The organism is Ideonella paludis, assembly GCF_018069865.1.
GTDB classification, from domain to species: Bacteria; Pseudomonadota; Gammaproteobacteria; order Burkholderiales; family Burkholderiaceae_C; genus Ideonella; species Ideonella paludis.
In genome coordinates this window covers 380,753-402,102 of sequence record NZ_JAGQDG010000003.1, presented here as the reverse complement: position 1 = coordinate 402,102, position 21,350 = coordinate 380,753, and the positions used below count along the sequence as shown (strand labels likewise).

At 63.1% G+C, this 21,350-nt stretch carries 16 protein-coding genes; 1 reads left to right on the top strand and 15 read right to left on the bottom strand.

Annotated features, from left to right (window positions below):
* Window positions 1-49 precede the first annotated feature (49 nt).
* From ftsA to KAK11_RS09530, 15 genes are all read right to left on the bottom strand, one after another.
* Entirely contained in the window at window positions 50-1,279 is a 1,230-nt protein-coding gene (ftsA, locus tag KAK11_RS09600) for a cell division protein FtsA (RefSeq protein ID WP_210808656.1), read from the bottom strand.
* Window positions 1,280-1,294: 15 nt separating this feature from the next.
* Window positions 1,295-2,068, bottom strand: coding sequence for a cell division protein FtsQ/DivIB (locus KAK11_RS09595; protein ID WP_210808654.1), 774 nt, complete (start codon window positions 2,066-2,068; stop codon window positions 1,295-1,297).
* 4 nt (window positions 2,069-2,072) lie between these two features.
* Entirely contained in the window at window positions 2,073-3,053 is a 981-nt protein-coding gene (locus KAK11_RS09590; RefSeq protein WP_210808652.1) for a D-alanine--D-alanine ligase, read from the bottom strand.
* The gene (gene murC / locus KAK11_RS09585) at window positions 3,050-4,474 is read right to left on the bottom strand and encodes a UDP-N-acetylmuramate--L-alanine ligase (protein ID WP_210808650.1); all 1,425 of its coding nucleotides are present in this window, start codon (window positions 4,472-4,474) and stop codon (window positions 3,050-3,052) included. The genes KAK11_RS09590 and murC overlap by 4 nt, the downstream gene beginning before the upstream one ends.
* A 19-nt stretch (window positions 4,475-4,493) precedes the next feature.
* Complete coding sequence (murG, locus tag KAK11_RS09580) at window positions 4,494-5,570, bottom strand: undecaprenyldiphospho-muramoylpentapeptide beta-N-acetylglucosaminyltransferase (RefSeq protein WP_210808648.1); 1,077 nt, start codon at window positions 5,568-5,570, stop codon at window positions 4,494-4,496.
* A gap of 88 nt (window positions 5,571-5,658) precedes the next feature.
* Window positions 5,659-6,960: a putative lipid II flippase FtsW gene (ftsW, locus tag KAK11_RS09575; RefSeq protein WP_210808646.1), complete on the bottom strand. Its 1,302-nt coding sequence runs from the start codon at window positions 6,958-6,960 to the stop codon at window positions 5,659-5,661.
* On the bottom strand, window positions 6,957-8,747 hold the full coding sequence (locus tag KAK11_RS09570) for a Mur ligase family protein (RefSeq protein WP_210808644.1): 1,791 nt from the start codon (window positions 8,745-8,747) through the stop codon (window positions 6,957-6,959). Before KAK11_RS09570 ends, ftsW begins: the two co-directional genes overlap by 4 nt.
* Before the next feature lie 12 nt (window positions 8,748-8,759).
* Window positions 8,760-9,941, bottom strand: coding sequence for a phospho-N-acetylmuramoyl-pentapeptide-transferase (gene mraY / locus KAK11_RS09565; protein ID WP_210808642.1), 1,182 nt, complete (start codon window positions 9,939-9,941; stop codon window positions 8,760-8,762).
* Complete coding sequence (locus tag KAK11_RS09560) at window positions 9,931-11,319, bottom strand: UDP-N-acetylmuramoyl-tripeptide--D-alanyl-D-alanine ligase (protein WP_210808640.1); 1,389 nt, start codon at window positions 11,317-11,319, stop codon at window positions 9,931-9,933. Before KAK11_RS09560 ends, mraY begins: the two co-directional genes overlap by 11 nt.
* Window positions 11,319-12,854, bottom strand: a complete 1,536-nt coding sequence (locus tag KAK11_RS09555) for a UDP-N-acetylmuramoyl-L-alanyl-D-glutamate--2,6-diaminopimelate ligase (protein ID WP_210808638.1) — start codon at window positions 12,852-12,854, stop codon at window positions 11,319-11,321. Before KAK11_RS09555 ends, KAK11_RS09560 begins: the two co-directional genes overlap by 1 nt.
* Window positions 12,855-12,915: 61 nt before the next feature.
* Window positions 12,916-14,694 (bottom strand): peptidoglycan D,D-transpeptidase FtsI family protein, encoded by a 1,779-nt coding sequence (locus KAK11_RS09550; protein WP_210808636.1) that lies wholly within the window; start codon window positions 14,692-14,694, stop codon window positions 12,916-12,918.
* Window positions 14,691-14,975: a cell division protein FtsL gene (gene ftsL, locus KAK11_RS09545; RefSeq protein WP_210808634.1), complete on the bottom strand. Its 285-nt coding sequence runs from the start codon at window positions 14,973-14,975 to the stop codon at window positions 14,691-14,693. The genes KAK11_RS09550 and ftsL overlap by 4 nt, the downstream gene beginning before the upstream one ends.
* Entirely contained in the window at window positions 14,972-15,931 is a 960-nt protein-coding gene (rsmH, locus tag KAK11_RS09540; protein ID WP_210808632.1) for a 16S rRNA (cytosine(1402)-N(4))-methyltransferase RsmH, read from the bottom strand. The genes ftsL and rsmH overlap by 4 nt, the downstream gene beginning before the upstream one ends.
* Complete coding sequence (locus KAK11_RS09535) at window positions 15,931-16,371, bottom strand: division/cell wall cluster transcriptional repressor MraZ (RefSeq protein WP_210808630.1); 441 nt, start codon at window positions 16,369-16,371, stop codon at window positions 15,931-15,933. The genes rsmH and KAK11_RS09535 overlap by 1 nt, the downstream gene beginning before the upstream one ends.
* Window positions 16,372-16,815: 444 nt before the next feature.
* Window positions 16,816-17,904 (bottom strand): carbonic anhydrase, encoded by a 1,089-nt coding sequence (locus tag KAK11_RS09530; protein ID WP_210808628.1) that lies wholly within the window; start codon window positions 17,902-17,904, stop codon window positions 16,816-16,818.
* A 220-nt stretch (window positions 17,905-18,124) separates the two neighbouring features.
* Here KAK11_RS09530 and KAK11_RS09525 point away from each other — a divergent pair, with 220 nt between their 5' ends.
* Window positions 18,125-21,304 carry a CHASE domain-containing protein gene (locus KAK11_RS09525; RefSeq protein ID WP_210808626.1) on the top strand — a complete coding sequence of 1,060 codons (3,180 nt, stop codon included), beginning with the start codon at window positions 18,125-18,127 and terminating at the stop codon, window positions 21,302-21,304.
* Window positions 21,305-21,350 lie beyond the last annotated feature (46 nt).

Below are 21,350 nucleotides of genomic sequence, written 5' to 3'. Positions count from 1 at the left end.
GTTGCCAAAATTGAATGAACAGATGTGCCAGCCTCTTTGGGCCGCTAATCTAGAAATTACCAAGAAACCAGTCCCGCGCTCGACCTACAAATGTTTTCATCGACCCGGCCTGTTGCGCAGCTTTGTAGCCACGTGTGTGCGCGGAGCGAGCTTCCTCTAACAACCCCATCACCGTGGCTGAGCGCGGACTCGCCACCATGTCATAAAGCGGGCCTGAATAAGTGGGCAGCCCTTTACGAACTGGTTTGAGGAAGATGTCTTCCCCCAACTCCACCATGCCAGGCATCACCGCCGTACCTCCTGTAATCACAATCCCGGAGGATAGCAATTCTTCATACCCCGATTCTCTAATAACTTGATGCACGAGGGAATAAATTTCTTCAACCCGTGGCTCAATCACACCGGCCAAGGCTTGCCGACTGAGCATGCGCGGAACCCGGTCACCCAAGCCGGGGACCTCGACCTGCTCGCTCGGGTCGGCCAGCAATTGTTTGGCGACGCCATACTCCACTTTGATTTCTTCGGCGTCTTTGGTCGGCGTGCGCAAAGCCATGGCAATGTCGCTGGTGATCAGGTCGCCAGCAATGGGAATCACCGCCGTATGGCGAATCGAGCCACCGGTATAGATGGCTACATCCGTCGTGCCCGCACCAATATCCACCAAAGCCACTCCCAACTCCTTTTCGTCATCGGTCAAAACCGAGGCCGATGAAGCGGTGGGCGCTAAACAAAGTTGCTCGACTTCCAAACCACAGCGCCGAACACATTTCAAAATGTTTTCTGCCGCGCTTTGAGCCCCTGTGGCAATGTGAACTTTCACCTCTAAACGGCTGCCGCTCATACCAATAGGCTCTTTGACCTCATGGCCGTCGATCACGAATTCCTGGGATTCCACCAGCAGCAATCTCTGATCGTTCGGGATATTGATCGCCTTGGCGGTTTCAATCACGCGGCCCACATCCGTGGGCGTGACCTCTCGGTTATCTCTCACGATGACCATGCCGGTGGAGTTCTGACCGCGGATATGACTGCCCGTGATCCCGGTATAAACCCGCTCGATTTTGCAGGCCGCCATCATCTCGGCCTCCTTCAAGGCCTGCTGGATGGACTGGACCGTGGCGTCGATATTCACCACCACACCGCGCTTCAGCCCATGGGTCGTGGCGACGCCCAGACCTGCCAAGCGCAAATCTCCCCCCACCACTTCGGCCACCACCACCATGACTTTGGCGGTGCCGATGTCCAGTCCGACGACGATATCTTTGTAGTCTTTGGCCATGCTGTCCTCAGCCTCTCAGTTAGGGGTGGCGCCCAAAGGGGCACGCAATCTCAGGGCATAGCCGTCAGCGTGGCGCAGATCGGCATGGTCCCAGGCGCGTTGCTGTCGGGCCGCCACTTGTCGCACGCTGGCCACAAAGCGCTCCACGCGGGCGATCACTTCATCTTCACTCCCTCGCCCCATGTCGATGGACGAGCCGTTGTCCAGGCTCACTGTCCAGGAACCGCGCTCACTCACGCTGAGCTTGTCAACGCTTCTGTCGATGCGAGCCAAGAGGGGTGTGAGCCGTTGATACAAGGCCCACACCGCTGGGGCGTCTTGGTCTTGGCCGCCAAAGTCGGGCAAGCTGTCGTCGTCCACGTCGCCGACATTGGCTTCAAAGATCTCGCCATGCGAGTTGACCAAGCGGTCGTTGCCTTCGTCGCCCTTCCAGATGGCCACTGGGCTGTGCTCTTCGAGTCGAACCACCAGCTTGTTCGGCCAGATGCGCCGCACCACCGCATGGCGCACCCAGGGCACGGCTTCGAACGCGGCGCGCGTCGCGTCGAGATCCATCGTGAAGAAGTTGCCGGCCAGACGTGGCCCGGCGTTGGCTCGAATGGTGACTTCGTTGTTGCGCGCCACATCGCCTTCCAGCCGAATGCTGCCGATGGCGAAGAAAGGCCGAGCTGCCAACCACAACGCTGCCCCAGCCAACACCAAGAGCAGCATCAGCACCATCACCACCCGCGCGGTGAGGTTCATGACGCGCACGTCAGTGGGCAGAGGGAGGCTGGGCGAGGCGCGCATGATGTCAGTGGCCAGCGGCCTCAGCCGCGCTGCGGCCATCCAAGCTGGCCTGGGCCAGCAAGTGCAAGCACAGCGCTTCGTAGCTCATGCCGGCATGTGCCGCAGACTTGGGCACCAAGGAGTGACTGGTCATGCCCGGAGAGGTGTTCATCTCCAGCAAGAAGGGCTTGCGGTCCGACGCCCGGATCATCAGGTCGGCGCGGCCCCAGCCCCGGCACCCCAATAAGCGGTAGGCCTGCACCACGATGCGCTGGATCTCGCGCTCCTCGGCCTCAGGCAAACCGCTGGGCAAGAGATAGCGGGTGTCGTTAGAGACGTACTTGTGTTCGAAGTCGTAGTTGCCGTCGGGCGCCTGAATGCGCACCACGGGCAGCGCCACCGCGGCATCACCCTCGCCCAAGACAGGGCAGGTCACTTCGTCACCGATGATGAATTCTTCGCACAGCACGTCGGGGTCATATTGTGCCGCGAGGCTCACGGCCTCCTTCATGTCGGAGTAGCCATTTACACGCGTTACACCGAAGGAGGAACCTTCACGCGCAGGCTTGACGATGACCGGCAAACCCAAGGCATCGGGCACGGTGCGAATCGCCTCCAAGCTGTGCTGGCCCGCACCCAGGCGACGCCACTGCGGTGTGGGCAAACCCTCTGCCAGCCACACCCGTTTGGTCATGACTTTGTCCATGGCCACCGCCGAGGCCATCACGCCAGAGCCGGTGTACGGAATGCCCAGCAATTCCAGGGCGCCTTGCACCGTGCCGTCTTCGCCGCCGCGGCCATGCAGGGCAATGAAGCAGCGGGCAAAGCCTTCGCGCTTCAGGTCGCCCAGGTCACGCTCCGCAGGGTCAAAGGGATGCGCGTCCACGCCCTGCGAGCGCAAAGCCTCCAACACACCTTGACCCGACATCAAGGAGACCGGCCGCTCTGCGGAGGTGCCGCCCATCAAGACCGCCACCTTGCCCAGTGCCTTCACATCGGTGCTCATGCCATCTCCTTCGCCAACTCGACCACGCGGGCAGGCACCGCGCCGATGGAGCCAGCGCCCATCGCAATCACCACATCGCCAGGCCGCGCGAAGCTCAAGATCTCGTCGGGCAAGGTGCTCACATCGTCGACAAAGACCGGGTCCACCTTGCCCGCCACCCTCAGAGCGCGGGCCAATGAGCGGCCGTCGGCGGCCACGATCGGCTGCTCTCCGGCAGCGTAGACCTCGGTCAGCAGCACAGCGTCTGACTGGCCCATAACTTTCACGAAGTCCTCAAAGCAGTCACGCGTGCGGGTATAGCGGTGCGGCTGAAAGGCCAAGACCAAGCGACGGCCGGGGAAGGCACCACGCGCGGCCGCAATCACGGCCGCCATCTCGACGGGGTGGTGGCCATAATCGTCGATCAGCGTGAAGCTGCCGCTGGCAGCCTCAGCGCTGGCGCGAGTGGGCCAGTCGCCATAGCGCTGGAAGCGGCGCCCCACACCATCAAACTCGCCCAGGGCCTTGACGATGGGGCCATCAGGCAACTCCAGCTCGGTGGCCACGGCAATGGCGGCCAAGGCATTCAGCACATTGTGCTCACCAGGCAGGTTCAAGGTGATCTCGATATCCGGCATCACCACACCATTGCGGCGCTGGCAGGTGAAGCGCATCTGTCCGCCTTCCAAGGCCTGGACATTCACGGCTCTGACCTGCACATCCGGCCCAAAGCCATAGGTAATGACCGGGCGAGACACCATGGGGATGATGCTCTTCACGCCAGGGTCGTCGCCGCAGAGGATGGCCGCACCGTAGAAAGGCATGCGGTGCAGGAACTCGACGAAAGCGCTCTTGAGCTTGGCGAAATCATGGCCGTAGGTGTCCATGTGGTCGGCGTCAATATTGGTGACGACGGCCAAGATGGGCATCAGGTTCAAGAAAGAGGCATCGGACTCGTCGGCCTCGACCACGATGAAGTCCCCGGAGCCCAAGCGCGAGTTGGCGCCCGCCGAGTTGAGCTTGCCGCCGATCACAAAAGTGGGGTCCACGCCCGCCTCGGCCAGCACGCTGGTCACCAGAGAGGTGGTGGTGGTTTTGCCGTGGGTGCCCGCAATCGCAATGCCTTGCTTCAAGCGCATCAGCTCCGCCAGCATCACCGCGCGAGGCACCACCGGGATGCGCTTGGCCCGCGCAGCAATCACTTCCGGGTTGTCGCCCTTGACGGCCGTCGAGGTCACCACGGCCTCGGCACCTTGAATGTTGGCAGCGTCGTGGCCTTGGTAGATGCGAATGCCCAAGCCCCCCAGTCGACGGGTGGTGGCACTCTCAGACTGGTCCGAGCCCGAGACCACATAGCCCAGGTTGTGAAGGATCTCGGCAATGCCGCTCATGCCGGCGCCGCCAACGCCCACAAAGTGAATGTGCTTGACCGCATGTTTCATGTGTAGCTCCCGCTGATGTTCATTGCTGCACCAGCTTTTCAATTTCGTCGGCGACCTTGGCCGCAGCATCGGGCTTGGCCACCCGGCGTGCAGCCACAGCCATGGCCAAGAGGCGCTCGCGCGTCAAGCCACGAATCACCTCCGCCAGATGCTGCGGTGTCAGCTCGGATTGCGGCAGGTGAATGGCCGCACCGTGCTCGGCCAGCCATTGCGCGTTATCGCGCTGGTGCGAGGTGGTGCTCACCACCAGCGGCACCAAGACGCTGGCCACCCCCGCCGCACACAGCTCGCTGACCGTGATGGCGCCTGCCCGGCACAGCATCACGTCGCAGTGCGCCAGCCGGTCGGCCATGTTGTCAATAAAGGGCAGCACTTCGGCCTCCACCCCCAAGGTGGCATAGCGCGCGCGCACATCGTCCAGATGCGCCATGCCGGTTTGGTGGGTCACCGAAGGGCGCTGCTCCAAAGGAATCTGCGCCAGAGCCGCAGGCAAGGTTTCATTGAGCACCTTGGCGCCCAAGCTGCCACCCACCAAGAGCAAGCGCAGCGGACCCGTTCGCTCCGCAAAGCGCTGCTCGGGCACGACCATGCTTTGGATCTCCGCACGAACCGGGTTGCCGGTGACCAGGCCTTGCTTAACTTTGGCGACCGCCGGGCCATCAAAGCCAAAGGCGACCTTGTCCGCCACGGGCAGCAAGGCCTTGTTGCTCATCAGCAAGGCAGCATCAGCATTCACCAGCATCAAGGGCTTGCCCAGCAGTGAGGCCATCATGCCGCCCGGAAAGCAGACATAGCCGCCCATGCCCAAGACAGCATCAGCTTGCCTGCGCCGCAGGATGCCCAAAGAATCCCAGAAGGCCTTTAAGAGGCGCAAGCCGCCCGTCATGGTTTGCAGCAGGCCTTTGCCGCGCAGGCCACTGAAGGCCAGCGTGTCCATCGCAATGCCCGTGGGTGGCACCAACCGGTTTTCCATGCCACCGGCCGTGCCCAGCCAGGTGACGGTCCAGCCCCGCGCTTGCATCTCTCGCGCCACGGCCAAGCCCGGGATCACATGCCCGCCTGTGCCCGCTGCCATGATGACCAAGCGCTTGCTCATGCTCGGCCTCCACGCATCAGTTGTCTGTTTTGGCTGCGCCGAAACGTCACTCTCGCACCGTGTGCGAGCACCATGCTGCGCATCTCACTCATGCTCGGCCTCCTCGCATGAGTTGTCTGTTTTCCTGATCGACGCGAAGCACGATGGCGAGTGCGACAAGGTTCATCAAGATGCCGGAGCCGCCGTAGGACATGAGGGGCAGGGTCAGACCTTTGGTGGGCAACACGCCGAGGTTCACGCCCATGTTGATGAAGCTTTGGCCGCCAAACCAAATGCCGATGCCTTGGGTCATCAGGCCGGCGAACACGCGGTCGAGCGCAATGGCCTGACGGCCGATATGGAAGATGCGGCGGGTCAGCCAGAAGAATCCGACGATCACGCCGAGCACCGCGACAAAGCCCAGCTCTTCCCCGATCACGGCCAACAAGAAGTCAGTGTGGGCTTCGGGCAGGTAGTGCAGCTTTTCAATTGATGAGCCCAAGCCCTGGCCAAACAGTTCACCGCGGCCAAAGGCAATCAAGGAGTGCGTGAGTTGATAGGCCTTGCCTTGGGCGTAGGCCGGGTTCCACGGGTCCAGATAGGCAAAGATGCGCTGGCGACGGAACTCGCTGAACATGATCATCAGCACAAAGGCGCCCACCAACACCGCCACACTGAGGAAGAACATGCGGCCATTCACACCGCCGAGAAACAAGATGCCCAGGGCAATGGCTGCAATCACCATGAAAGCACCCATATCGGGTTCGGCCAAGAGCAGCACGCCAATGACACCCAAGGCCACGGCCATGGGCCAGACCGCCTTGATGAAGTTCTCCTTCACGTCCATCTTGCGCACCATGTAGCTGGCGGCGTACATGGCGATGGCCAGCTTGGCCAACTCACTGGGCTGCAAGCTCATAAAGCCCAGCGGGATCCAACGACGTGCGCCGTTCACACCCTTGCCGATGAAGGGCACCAGCACAATGATCAGCAAGGCGAGTGAGCCTGCAAACAACCAAGGTGCCCAGCGCTCCCACACAGAAATTGGGATTTGCAGGGTGATCAAGGCCGCAACAAACGCGACCCCAATGAACAAAGCTTGGCGGTAGAGAAAGTAGGTCGGCGTGTACTTCGCAAATTTGGGGTTATCAGGCAGTGCCACCGATGCGGAGTACACCATCACCAAGCCCAGCGCCAGCAGGCAGATCACCACCCACATCAGGGCCACATCGAAGCCTGCCACCGGCGCCGCACGCCCTGCCCCCAAGGGAGTGCCGTCACGGATGGGCAGGCGCCCTGCGGCTGCGCGTCCCCGACGCCACCACTGGCCCAGCCAGCTTCGCGAGCGGCTGCCCCAGCTGGCGCTGGACGGTTCTTCGCTGGACGATGCGGTATCGGCGGCGAACTTCACGCCATCATCTCCCCGCGCTCTTCGGCCAGTGCCTTCACCGCATCAATGAAGACCTCGGCGCGGTGCGCGTAGTTGCGGAACATGTCGAGACTGGCACAGGCCGGGCTCAGCAGCACTGCGTCGCCCGCTTGGGCCTGCTCGAAAGCCCAGCGCACCGCGCTGGGTAAGTCAGCATGGCGCTGCAGGGGAACGGCTGTCTCAGCCAGGGCCCTCTCAATGGCCTCGGCATCTTTGCCCAGCGTGGCCACGGCCCGCACATGGCGGGCGACAGGCGCGGCCAAGGGGCCGAAATCCTGCCCTTTGCCATCGCCACCGAGGATCACCACCAACTTGGAGCTGAGCTTGTCAGCGCCCAATCCTTGCAAGGCAGCCACCGTGGCGCCCACATTGGTGCCCTTGCTGTCATCGAAAGCTTCAACGCCGCCGATTTGGCCCACCAACTCCACACGGTGGGGCTCGCCGCGGTACTCCCGCAAGCCGTGCAACATGGGTGCGAGAGGGCATCCAATCGCAGTGGCCAAGGCCAGTGCCGCCAAGGCATTGGCCGCATTGTGGCGGCCGCGCACCCTCAGCGCATCGGCAGGCATCAAGCGCTGCAGCAGGATTTCCTCTTCCTCACCTTTGCGGCGCTTGATGGTCTCGTCCACCGGCATGGCACGCACCAACCAAGCCATACCACCTTCGGTGATGAGGCCGAAGTCGCCGCCATGTTGAGGCGCATCTAGACCAAAACGTATCAGCGGACGGGTCACCGCCTTGGTCGGTCGACCGCGTCCGCCCTTGACCAACACCGGCGGCGGCACCATGGCCTCCACCGTTGTGTCGTCACGGTTGATCACCATCATTGCGGTCTGGCCAAAGATGCGGGACTTGGCTTCGGCATAGGACGCCATCGACCCATGCCAGTCGAGGTGATCTTGGGTGACATTCAAGACGGTGGCAGCATCGGGCTCGAAGCCTTGCACACCGTCGAGTTGGAAGCTGGAGAGCTCCAACACCCAGACTTCGGGGAGATGCTCAAAGACGGGAGCCTGCTCAGGCGGCGGCGCCAGCACCAAGGGAGCGTCGTCATCGGGACCAACATCGTCCGCAGGCACAGCCTCGTCGGACGCTGCGGCAACCTCGTGCTCCGTGGCGCCGTCGAGCGCCCTCAGATCAGGCGTTTCGTCGGGCGCGTCGTCGCTCAAGGCCGAGTCATCGGCCAATGTGCCCGGCAGCTCGGCGCTCTGTGACACCTCTTCTGCCTCGGCGGCGGGCGCCTGCGGTGCAGGCTCCAAGTCCAGCGCAGCCGCCAAGGTATCCAGCATGGTCGGGCCGATATTGCCCGCCATGGTGACCCGACGCCCGGCCCGCTCCACCAGCATCGCGGTCAGTGAGGTGGTGGTGGTTTTGCCATTGGTGCCGGTGATCGCCAGCACCTTGGGCGCATAGCGGCGTTGCTGCTTCAAATCAGCCAGGGCGCGAGCAAAAAGATCCAGCTCTCCCGCCACCCGAATACCCACCGCCTGTGCGGCTTGCAGCAAGGGCTTGACCTTCTCGTCCAGCGGCGAGAGCCCGGGGCTCTTCAAGACCAAGCGGGCATCGTCAAGCTGAGACTCGGCCAGCGCACCGCTGAAGAACTCGGCACTTGGCACGTCGGCCGCCAGCGCGCCCAACTGCGGCGGCGTAGCGCGCGAATCCCAGACGCGAATGCGCGCCGCACCATGGCGTGCGCACCAGCGCGCCATGGCCAAGCCTGAGTCCCCCAGACCCAGGATCAGCACAGAGAGGTTCTGCAGATGATTCACAGCAACAGCGACTTAACGCAATTTCAAGCTGGCCAGGCCAATCAGGCACAGCAGCATGGTGATGATCCAGAAGCGGATGACGACCTGGGTTTCGTTCCAGCCCGACTTTTCAAAGTGGTGGTGCAAGGGCGCCATCTTCAGGATGCGGCGGCCTTCACCATACTTTTTCTTCGTGTACTTGAAGTAAGAGACTTGCAGCATCACCGAGAGTGCTTCGGCGACAAACACGCCGCCCATCACGCCCAGCAGAATCTCTTGGCGCGTGATCACGGCGACCGTGCCGAGCGCCCCCCCCAAAGACAAAGCGCCCACATCACCCATGAACACCTGCGCAGGGTGAGCGTTGAACCACAGAAAGGCCAAGCCTGCCCCGGCGATGGCCGAGCAAAAGATCATCAACTCGCCCGAGCCCGGGATGTAGGGGAAGAGCAGGTACTTGGAGTACACCGCATTGCCCGTGACATAGGCAAAGATGCCCAACGCCGAGGCCACCAATACGACCGGCATGATGGCCAAGCCGTCCAGGCCATCGGTGAGGTTCACGGCATTGCTGGCCCCCACGATGACGAAGTAGGTCAGGGCCATGAATCCAAACACACCCAGCGGATAGCTGATGGTCTTGAAGAAGGGCACCATCAAGTCGGCCTTGGGCGGCAGGTCGTTGGAGAAGCCGCTCTGCACCCAGCTGAAGAACAGCTCAATGACGCGCAGATTCGAGTTCTCAGAGACCGCAAAGGCCAGGTAGATGGCCGCAATGATGCCGATCAGTGATTGCCAGAAAAACTTCTCACGCGAGCGCATGCCCTCAGGGTCTTTGAGCACGACTTTGCGCCAATCGTCGGTCCAGCCAATGGCCCCAAAACCAAAGGTCACGATCATCACAATCCACACGAAGCGATTGCTCCAGTCGCTCCACAACAAGGTGGCCACGCCAATGCCAATCAGAATCAGCGCACCGCCCATGGTGGGGGTGCCACGCTTGGCCAAGTGGCTTTGCACACCGTACTCGCGGATGGGCTGACCGATCTTCAGCTCCGTCAAGCGACGAATCACCCAGGGCCCAAAAGCCAGACCGATGAGCAAAGCCGTCATGGCGGCCAACACCGCTCTGAAAGTTAGGTATTGGAAGACGCGCAGGAAACCGAATTGCTCGGGATAGAGCCCCTGCAACCATTGAGCCAGACTAAGCAGCATGAGCGGCTCCTTGTGCGGGAGGGGTGCCTTGCAAAGCCGCCACCACCTGTTCCATCTTCATGAATCGAGAGCCCTTGACCAGCACCGAGGCAAAGGGCTTCAGCTCTGGCAGGGCTTGCAGCAAAGTGGCTGTGTCCGCGAAGTGACGAGCACCCGCACAGGCCTGGGCGGCATGCGTCATCAGGGCGCCCGCACACCACACCTGCTCCAGCCCCGCAGCCGCGGCCTGTGCGCCCACCTCGGCATGAAACTGCGGGCCTTGGTCACCGACCTCGCCCATATCGCCCAGGATCAAGAGACGCGGTGCGGGCAAAGCCGCCAGCACTTGAATGGCAGCGCGCACGGAGTCAGGGTTGGCGTTGTAGGTGTCGTCCACCAAGGTCAAGGCTTGGCCATGGCGCACCAAGGGTTTGACTTGCGAGCGGCCGGTGACAGGGGCGAATTGCTCTAAGCCCTTGACCACATCCGCCAGCGCCACGCCGGCAGCCAAGGCGGCGGCACTGGCTGCCAAGGCATTCTTCACGTTGTGAGCGCCCGCAATGTGCAGGCTGAAAGAGGCCGAGCCCTGCGGCGTCTGCATGTGCACCTGCCAGTGATCCACAGTCCACTGCGCCTGCCCCTGCACTTCGGCCTCGGCGTCGCCTTGCAGCGCAAAGCGCATCAAGCGACGGCCTGCGGCCAAGCCCGCCCACAGCGGTGCATAAGCATCATCGGCCGGGAACACGGCCACGCCATCGGCCGGCAAGGCGCTCAAGACGCTGCCGTTTTCTTGGGCCACGGCCTCGACCGTGTGCATGAATTCCTGGTGCTCACGCTGTGCGTTATTGACGATGGCCACGGTCGGCTGCGCCATGGCCGCCAACTCCGCGATCTCGCCCGGATGGTTCATGCCCAACTCGACCACGGCCAGACGGTGGGCAGGGCGCAAGCGCAGCACCGTCAAGGGCACACCAATGTGGTTGTTGAAGTTGCCGACCGTGGCCAAGGCCGCCTCACCCACAGCGGCGCGCAAGATGCTGGCCACCATCTGGGTGACCGTGGTTTTGCCATTGCTGCCCGTGACTGCAATCACCGGCAGTTGGTGTTGGCCGCGCCAGCCCTTCGCCAACTGCTGCAAAGCCTGCAGGGCATCGGGCACTTGCAAACCAGGCAGGCCGGCGTCAGCCAAACCGCGCTCGGCCAAAGCAGCACTGGCGCCTTGCGTCTTGGCAGTCGCCAGAAAGTCATTGGCGTCAAAGCGCTCACCACGGAGCGCCACAAACAAGTCACCCGCTTGCAAGCTGCGGGTGTCGGTGTGGACGCGACTGAAGCGCTGCTCAGGGTCCCCCACCAAGGTGGCGCCGAGGATCAAGCGCTGGGCTTGGGCCAAGGTCATCATCAGGCGGCCCCTCCGCTGCGGCGGGTGCTCAAGGCCTGTTCGGCCACTTCAGCATCCGAGAAGTGATGCTTCACGCCCTGGATCTCTTGATAGTCTTCGTGGCCCTTGCCGGCAATCAACACCACGTCGCGTGGGTCGGCCTCAGCAATCGCCGTGGCGATGGCCTCACGACGATCAGCCATCACGCGCCATGCGGGGTGGGAGGCGCCGCCGGGCACGCCGGCGGTGATCTGTTCCAAGATGGCTTGCGGCGACTCGCTGCGCGGGTTGTCGCTGGTGGCAATCACCACATCCGCCAATCGCGCTGCAATCTCCCCCATCAGAGGACGCTTGGCGGGGTCGCGGTCGCCACCGCAGCCGAAGACACAGCGCAGGCGCCCACCGCGCGCGGTGGCCATGGCCCGCAAGGCCGACAGGGCTTTGTCCAGCGCATCGGGCGTGTGGGCATAGTCGACCACGACCTCCGGGCCGCCAGCCTTGTTGTCATTCACCACGCGCTGCATGCGCCCGGGCACCGGCGTGACTTGGCGGGCTGCCGCGGCGATGTCCGCCAAGCCATGCCCCAGGGCCCGCAGGCCCGCGATCACCACCAGCAGGTTGCTGACGTTGTAGTCACCAATCAAGCCTGTGCTGAGCGTCGCCTGCTCCTCGCCTTCGTGCACATCAAAGCACAAGCCTTCGGGAAAATAACGCAGGTTTTGAGCCGTTAAGCGCGCTGCACCGCCTACCGACACCGTCCAGACATCGAGTGGACCAGCCGCCAACTCCGCGGCCAGCAGCGCGCCTTGGGCATCGTCGACATTGATGCAAGCCGCACGCAAGCCAGGCCAGTTGAACAGCTCACGCTTGGCCTGCCAGTAGGCGGCCATGTCGCCGTGGTAGTCGAGGTGGTCTTGCGTGAAGTTGGTGAAAAGGGCCACATCCAGTGATGTGCCGACCAGACGCTGCTCAACGATGCCGATCGAAGAGGCCTCGATGGCACAAGCCTGCACGCCCCGCGCGACCATGCGGGCAAAGCCCGCCTGCAGCACGACGGGGTCCGGCGTGGTCAAGCCGGTGAACTCAATCGCGCCTTCTGGCGGCAAGCTGCCATCGGGTGCGGGAGGCTGGCCGATGCCCAAGGTGCCGACCACGCCGCAAGGCTGGCCCAGCAGACTCAGCGTTTGCGCCGTCCACCAGGCGGTGGAGGTCTTGCCATTGGTGCCGGTGGTCGCCACCAGCTTCATGGTCTGGCTGGGGTGGCCGTAGTAGGCATCGGCGATCGCGCCCGTGCCCGCCTTGAGTGCAGGCAAGGCAGCGATGCGCGCGTGTTCAAAGCCAAAGGCTTCGACACCGTCGGCTTCCACCAGCACAGTCGTCGCACCCGCCTTGAGGGCTTGCATTGCATAGTGTCGGCCGTCCGTGGCATAGCCCGGCCAAGCGATGAAGGCGTCGCCGGGCTGGACCTTGCGGCTGTCTGTGCGCAGCTCACCCGTCACCCAGGACGACAACCAGCGAGCCGCAGCAGCCGGGCTCTTCAGACGTGTCAGCGCCATGGGCCGGTCCTCCCAAGACGCTGAATAGCGGAGCCCAAGCGGGCGATGTCGTATGGGCGCTTCATGGGCGCGATTCCTTTGGCGCGTTGGTCGTTGCGGCTTGCGCCACGACCTGCGGCTTGATGTCAATGTCGGGGGCCACCCCCATGGTGCGCAAGGTTTGCTCCACCACCGTCTTGAAGACCGGCGCAGCCACCAAGCCGCCGAAGTAGACGCCGGAGGGTTCGTCCACCATCACCGCCACCACCACCCGCGGGTTGTCGATGGGTGAGATGCCAGCGAACCAAGCCCGGTGCTTGTCGCTGTTGTAGCCCTTTCCTTCAAGCTTTTCAGCCGTGCCGGTCTTGCCGCCTGCGGAATAGCCCATGGGTTGCGCCTTGGGCGCTGTGCCGTCCGTACTGACGGTGCCACGCAGCATGTCGCGCATGGTGCGGGCCGTCTCAGGCTTGAAGATCCGAGCGCCGGGCTGCGACGGGTGATCCTTGATCAAGGTCAGCGGTGCGAGCTCGCCATCTCGTGCAATCGCCGTGTAGGCGCGGGCGATTTGCAGCAGTGAGGCGGACAAGCCATAGCCATAGCTCATGGTGGCCTTCTCCACCGGCTTCCAGCTCTTCCAGGGCCGCAGCTTGCCCGTGGCGGTGCCTGGAAAGCCGATTTGCGGCTTGCTGCCAAAGCCCAGGGCCGCAAACATTTCGCCCATGTCTCTGTTTTCCAGACGCTGAGCAATGTGAACCGTGCCCACATTGCTCGACTTCTGAATCACCTGGGAGATCGACATGGACGGACGACCGTGGTTGCCGTCATTGACCAACAGTGGCCCGACCTTGAAGGGGCTGGTGTCCAAAATCTGGGCCGGCTTGATCAAGCCTTGGTCCAAGGCGAGCGAGACCACAAAGGGCTTGACGGTGGAGCCCGGCTCGAACACGTCGGTGATGGCTCGATTGCGCAGTTGACTGCCGCTCAGGCCCTTGCGCTCTCCCGGCACATAGCTGGGGTAGTTGGCCAGCGCCAGCACTTCGCCGGTCTGCGCATCCAACACCACGATGCTGCCTGCCTTGGCCTTGTGTTCTTGCACGGCGTCGCGAATGCGCTGATAAGCCAAGGCCTGGATCTTGGAGTCGATGGTCAATTGCACATCGCTGCCGTCGCGAGGGTCGACGGCTTCACCCAGCTCCTCGACCACGCGGCCAAGCCGATCTTTGACCACGCCGCGAGAACCGCGGTGGCCCTGCAAGGCACTCTGGAAGGAATACTCAATGCCTTCTTGCCCTTTGTCCTCGATGTCGGTGAAGCCCACCACATGAGCAGCCGCTTCGCTCTCGGGGTAGCGGCGCATATAGCCGGGCTCGATCTGCACACCCTTGATGCGCAAAGCTCTGATCTGCTGTGCAATGCCGTCATCCATCTGCCGACGAATCACCACGTAGGCACCGCCGTCAGCCACCTTGCTGTCAAAGTCTTGCGCCTTGACCTTCAAGAGACCGAGCAGGGCTCGCTTTTGCTCGGGTGTCGGGTCGAAGTGCTTGGGATTGATGGCCAGGGTGGGTGCATTGACGCTGATGGCCAAAATCTGGCCGTTGCGGTCCAAGATACGGCCACGGCTGGCGGGCAGCGTCAGGGTGGAGGCATAACGCTCTTCGCCCTTCTTCATGAAGAAGCTGGACTCCAGCACCTGGACATACAGCGCCCGCCCCACCAACACCGCAAAGGCTGCGCCGACCAAAAAGACCAGGAAGCGGCTGCGCCACGGTGGCGTTTTGGACGCCAGCAGTGGGCTGGTGGAATAGTTGACGCCTTTGACGGATTGGCTGGCGCCAGCCTGGGGACGCAGAGCCTTCACCGCGATGCTCCCGACGCGGGCTTCTCCGCCACATATACGGTGGTCTCGGCGTTGGCTTGGCGCATGTTCAGCTTGTCACGCGCCACGCGCTCGACGCGCAAGTGGGTGGCCGCCGTGCGCCGCTCGGCTTCCAAGCGGCGCTCGTCTGCCTGAAGCTGCTGCTCCTCCGCCTTGGCGCGCTCCAAATCAACGAACAAACGCCGAGCTTCGTAGCTCACCTTGACCAGGTACAAACCACTGGCCACCAGGGCAATCAACAGCACCGTGGACAGCCGGGTCATGCGCCCTCCTCCAGCGCGCTTCGCACACGCTCAGCCACCCGCAACACGGCCGAGCGCGAACGAGGATTGCCGCGCACCTCGCCTTCGCTGGGTTTGATGCGACCCAAAGGCGCTAAGCGCAGCGCACGAGTGGGCGGCGCAAAGGGCGCGCGACGATCAATCTCTTCACGGCTTTCATGGGCGATGAAGGTTTTGACGATGCGATCCTCCAGCGAGTGGAAGCTGATCACCGCCAAATGCCCACCCGGCGCCAACAGCGCCAGCGCAGCCTTCAGCCCCTGCTCGAGCTCTTCAAGCTCGGCATTGACGAGAATCCGTAGAGCCTGAAATGTGCGCGTTGCAGGGTTCTGGCCTGCCTCGCGGGTCTTGACCGCGCCAGCCACGAGCTGGGCCAATTCAGCTGTGGTTCGAGGCGGTTTCCCACTCGCCCTGCGAGCAACAATCGCCTTTGAAATCGATACAGCAAACCGTTCTTCCCCATAGTCGCGAATCACCTGTGCAATAAGGCGCTCATCGGCGCGGGCTAGGAATTCCGCAGCGGTCTCGCCACGGGTGGTGTCCATGCGCATGTCCAGCGGGCCGTCAAAACGGAAGCTGAATCCACGCTCTGGATCGTCGATTTGGGGTGAAGACACACCCAGGTCCAGCATCACACCGTCCACCTGATGCACGCCAATCTCCGCCAAGGCCTCAACAGCATTGGCAAACGAGGTGTGGCAGATCTGAAAGCGCGGATCGGTGATGGCGTCTGGGCCGCTTTGGGCGGCCGCGATGGCAGCAGGGTCTTTGTCGAAGGCGATCAAGCGCCCCTGCGGCCCCAGCTTGGCCAACAGCGCACGCGAATGACCGCCCCGGCCGAAAGTGCCGTCCACATAGGTGCCATCAGGCCTGGTGAAGACCGCATCAACCGTCTCTTGCAGCAGGACAGTGGTGTGGATGAAGGTGGGCGCATCCATCAGTAGGTGAACCCCTTGATGGCGTCCGGCATGGGCTGGGCGATGACTTGTTGCTCACGCTCGGCATAGCGGCCGGCATCCCACAACTCAAAGTGCGAGCCAATGCCCATCAGCAGCACGTCGCGCTGCAGGCCGGCATAAGCCCGCAGCACGGGGTCGATCAGCACCCGAGAGGCGCCATCAATCTCCACTTCGCTGACAAAGCCCAGGAAAACCCGCTTCCAGGCCAAAGCCTCCATGGGCAGCGCGGCAACGCGGTCACGGAAGGGCTCCCACACCGGTTGCGGAAAGACGAGCAAACAGCCGTCCGGGTGTTTGGTGATGGCCAACTGGCTTTTGGCCTCGGTCTGCAGGGTTTCGCGGTGGCGCGCAGGCACGGTCAAGCGCCCCTTCCCGTCGAGGGTCAGCGATGCCGCACCGAAAAAGCCCGTCGTAGACACAAAAACCCACTCCAATGCACTAATCTGCACTGTACCGGCGTTTCACATCAGGGTCAACGTCAACGACCAAAAAAACCTAATGAAATCAACCACTTACAAGCGCATTCGCAAGTGAAAATCCTTTAAAAGCAAGGACTTGCACGCGACTTCGCAAGTGAACTTTGAGCAATTGGGGCAAGCCCTGAGGGCCGTCGCGGACGCAGATCGGCCTACCCAAATGGATGTGCGGAGGGGTGACAGCCGTCGAAGTGACTGCGCCGCGCCTCCCGGCGCGGTCGTGGCTGGCCGCGGCCAGCGCTGAGCCAGCCGCATTTCAGGCGCAAGCCCAAGGGGGTTGCGGTCGGGTACCCAGCAGGATGGGGAGGCGCCTGATGTTCAGGCGCGACAGGGCCCTGGCCGGTGCGCCCGAAGCCGTGGGCGCCGCCAAAGGGCCTCAGGCCGGCCTCAGTTGGACTCTTTGATCAAGCGGCCGGAGACCTGCTGGATGGGACGCGCGTTCATGGGATAGAGGCGCGCAAAGATGTTGATCTGCTCGGGTGAAATGTTGACAGGCGTCTTCATCACCATCCACAGCACGCCCTCGCTGCAAGGTGGCGTCGTCAGCGAGCCCATATAGGTGAAGTAGCGTTTGTCTTCGGGCAGCAGACGCTTGAGGTCGATCACCGACGGAGCAGCCTGCTCTTCGCCCTTCTCCAGCGGCAAGGCATTCCAGACGTTTTGGATCACGGGCTGAGAGGCTCCACGGTCCAGCAGCACCGCCACCACGGCCAAGCGACCCTCGGCATCCTTGTGGACCAGGTGGGCCACCATGTCGAACTGCCGTCCGTTGATGCGCTCTTCGGATGGCCGGTGGAAATGGAATTGGAGCAGGTCATAGCGCCGACCCATCACCGTGATGGCATTGCCGGGGGGCAGGTTGACCTGCACCGTGTGGCCGTTGTCGACGACTGAGAAGCCCGTGGGCTGATAGTCAAACTCGATGGCTTCCAACTGCACTTGAATGCCGCTGCGAATGTCGATGGGGCTTTGACGCTGGCCCGTCGAGCACTTCGAGAATTCGGGCTTCAACTGACCCCAGACTTCCGGACCGCCGGGGCCTTGATAAGCCCAGTGGGCCGCATGGCCTGCCGCTGCGCTGTGGGCGCCGCCGCCGTGGGCAGCGTCCTTGGGTGCCGCTGGGGCGCTGCGCTTTTTGGCTGGCGCATGCCCGGCCCCGTGCGCCGCAGCAGCGGGCGCTGGTTTGGGGCTGGCCACCTGCGCATCAGCATGGGTGGCCGGGTTGGTCACCCGCATCACGTTGGGATGCTTGACCTCGGGCGGCTGAGAGGCGCCCAGGCGCTCCGCCAGCTTCTGGCGCAGCGCGTCCATGGACTCCGGACTGGCCCCAGGCTTGGCGGCGGGCGCCGGTGCGGCGCGCGCGGCGGTGGGTGCTTTGGCCGGCGCATGTGCGGCGTCGGAAGCCCATGCCGAAGTGACCGCCGCAGAGACAGCCGCGAGCGCAAACACTCGACTCAAGGTGGAGGAAGTTTTCATGGCGGGAAAATAGAACAGAGCCGCAATAGCCTGTCTTATCGACGTCTGCCCCCTGAAGCTTGAGCGTTGTAAGCCGGGCCAGCCTTGGTTTGGATCACTTGGGCCGAAATTGAGAGGCCTTGATCGCGTGTTTGCTTTCGCCGAGTGAGCTTCTTGATGCGATAGTCTGGACTGCGCCATCCCCGGCTCGGTGGCTGTTGCCCTCTATCGCATGCCTTCAATGTCCCTCCGCTCCACGTGGCTGACGCCCTTCATCTTGACTGCCTTGGTCTATGGAGCGGCCGGTAAGCTGGCGCTTTGGCTGGCCGTGCCGCCTGCCTTCGCCGCGCCGCTCTTCCCTGCCGCAGGTGTGGCTCTTGCCGCGATATTGGTCTACGGCTGGCGCATGGTGCCAGCCGTCTTTGTGGGCTCATTGATCGTCAATGGCCCCTTGGGTGATCTGCGCATGTTGAATGACGCCCAGGCCCTGCTCACGGCGGCGGGCATTGGTGTGGGCGCTGCGCTGCAGGCGGCACTAGGTGCTTGGTGGGTGAGACGCCATGTTCAGGGCGAGTTGGCTTTGGACGAGCCTCGCGATGCGCTGGCTTTGGGACTCTTGGGCGGGCCTCTGGCCTGCTTGCTCAACGCCAGCGTGGCCACCGCGATGCTGCGGCTCTCAGGAGCCGTCTCCGAAGAGGCGATGTATGCCACCTGGTTGACGTGGTGGTCGGGCGACACCTTGGGGGTGCTCATTGCGACACCCGTCGCCTTGACGGTGATCGGCACCCCTCGGTCCTTGTGGGCCAGCCGACGCCTCACCGTGGGCCTGCCCTTGATAGCCGTCACCACCGTCCTGGTCATCGCCACCTTGCTGATGGCGCGGGGTGACGAAGAGCGCCGGCTCGACCAGTTCAATCGGGATGCATCTCAGTTGGCCAATGCCGTCGAGGTCGGTCTGCATGAGCCTTTGCATGCCCTGGATGCGTTGCGAGGCCTGTTCATGGTGGCAGACAACGTCACCAGCGCGAAGATGGAAACCGCCACCCAGGCGTGGCTCAGCATGCATAACGGCCTGCACGCTATGGGCTTTGCACAGCGTGTCAGCCGGGCACAGATCCCGGCCTTCGAGGCCGCCGCACGGGCGGATGGCTTGCCCGATTTCAAATTCTTTGAGCGTCCGGACGGACTGGCCGAGACCCAAAACGAATCAGAAGTGCTGGCCATCCGCCACATTCAGCCCCTGAGTACCAATGCCGCTGCACTGGGGGTGAATTCCCTCTCCGCGCCCGCGGCGCGGGGGGCCATCTTTCAAACCTTGGCCACCGATGCACCCGCCGCCAGCGCAGGCTTTCGCCTGACCCAAGCCAAGGGCGATGAAACCGGCGTGGTGATTTACCGGATGGTCGCCGCAGGCCCGTTGCCCAACGGGCAGACGCTGTCCAGCCCCGGTGTGCGTGGCGTGGTGTTTGTGACGCTGCAAACCGACGCTGCCGTGACGGCGCTGATTGGTAAAGCGCCGGCCTATCTGAATTGGTGCCTGGTGGATGTGAGCCCGACGATCGGGCGTGCCCGCCTGGCTGGCGCTCTGGGCTGCGAATCGGCCACCCCGGGGGATTTGGTGTTGCCCCGCCGCATCGCATTCGCGGGCCGGCAGTGGGAGTTGCGCGTCAGCGCCGTCAGTGCCAGCCTGCCGGGGACGCAGCGCTGGAGTCTCTGGTTCTTCTCCGTCGTGGGCTTGGTGGCTGTTGCGATGCTGAGTGCATTGCTGCTGACCATCACCGGCCGCGCACGGCGGGTGGAGCAAGCCGTGGCCGAGCGCACCGCAGATTTGATCCGTGAAGTCGAGGAGCGGCAACGCACCGAAGCTGCGCTGCGAGAAAGCGAAGAACGCATCCGCAATATCTTGGACCATGTGCCGCTGGGCATCATCTATGCCGATGTGGAAGGGGGAATTCGCGAAGCGAACCCTCAGCTGCGGCTCCAGCTGGGGTTTGACGCCATTGAACTGCACACCCGTTCCTTGGGCGCCCTGGCTCATCCCTCGGACCGCCAGGCGTTGGACGCCCTGATCCGCCGGATTCGGCGCGACCCCACCGGCTCGGTGCACCAGCGCCTGCGGCTGATGCGCTCGGACGGCCAAGTGGTCTGGATGCAGATGGGGCTGACGGCCCTGCGCAACCCGCAGGGCGAGGTCTGGCGTCTGGTAGGCGTGTTTGAAGACATCACCGAGCATCTGAAGCTGGCTGACGCAGAGCGGGCGCGGGAACACGCCGAGTCGGCCAGCCGTGCCAAGAGCGACTTTTTGTCCCGCATGAGCCATGAGTTGCGCACGCCCTTGAATGCCATTTTGGGCTTCACCCAACTGCTGGCACTCGACAAACAGCCTCCGCTGTCGCCTCGGCAGGCCGAACGGGCCGCCCAGGTCCAGCACGCCGGCTGGCACTTGCTGCACATGATTGACGACATGCTGGACCTGACTCGCATCGAGTCTGGCCACATGAAGTTAGAGCCTACGGCCGTCTCCCTGTCTGACATGCTGACGGAATGCTTGGCCATGGTGCAGCCCGCGGCTGAAATCCAAGGCATCCAACTGCTGCAGGAGTTCCCTCAGGGGCCGCTGCATGTGCTGGGCGACCGAACCCGGGTCAAGCAGATCCTGACCAATTTGTGCAGCAATGCGGTCAAGTACAACCGCCCTCAAGGGACGGTACGATGCGAGGTGCGCCGAGGCGGCGCCGGACAGGTGGAGATCCGTGTCCATGACAGCGGCTTAGGGCTCAACCCTGAGCAATTGGCCGGGCTGTTCCAACCTTTTAACCGCGCGGGCAGAGAGCACTCCACGATTGAAGGCACAGGGTTGGGCCTGGTGATCAGCCGCCGCTTGGCCGAGTTGATGGCTGGAACCTTGGTGGCCAGCAGCCAAGACCAACAGGGTTCCATCTTTACACTGACATTGCCTGAAGCGCGGGCGCCCCAGGGACAGGCGATCAGCGCCCAGGCCAGCGCTCGTGCGCAAGAAAGCTATTCCGCCAAGCGCGTGGTCTATGTGGAAGACAACGAGACCAATGCCGAGGTCATGAAGGGCGTGCTGTCGCGCCGCCCGCAAGTCTCTCTGAGCATTGCAGAAACGGGCGAGATGGGCTTGGCCACCATCTTGAGCGAGTTGCCCGACTTGGTGCTGCTGGACATGCAATTGCCGGACATGGATGGCCTGACGATCTTGCGCGCCTTGAGGGCCAACACCAGCACCCGGGATATCCCGGTGATGATGGTCTCGGCCGACGCGACAACGGTCAGCATTGAGCAAGCCTTCCGGGAAGGCGCGACCGATTACGTCACCAAGCCCCTGGACATTGGGATCTTTTTGGCGCAGTTGGATCAATTGCTGGAGCCCTCGACCCGGGGCTTGACCTCTGTTTAGCACTCCTTTCGGGAGAGTGCTAATATTGACGGAACCAATTCGGCCA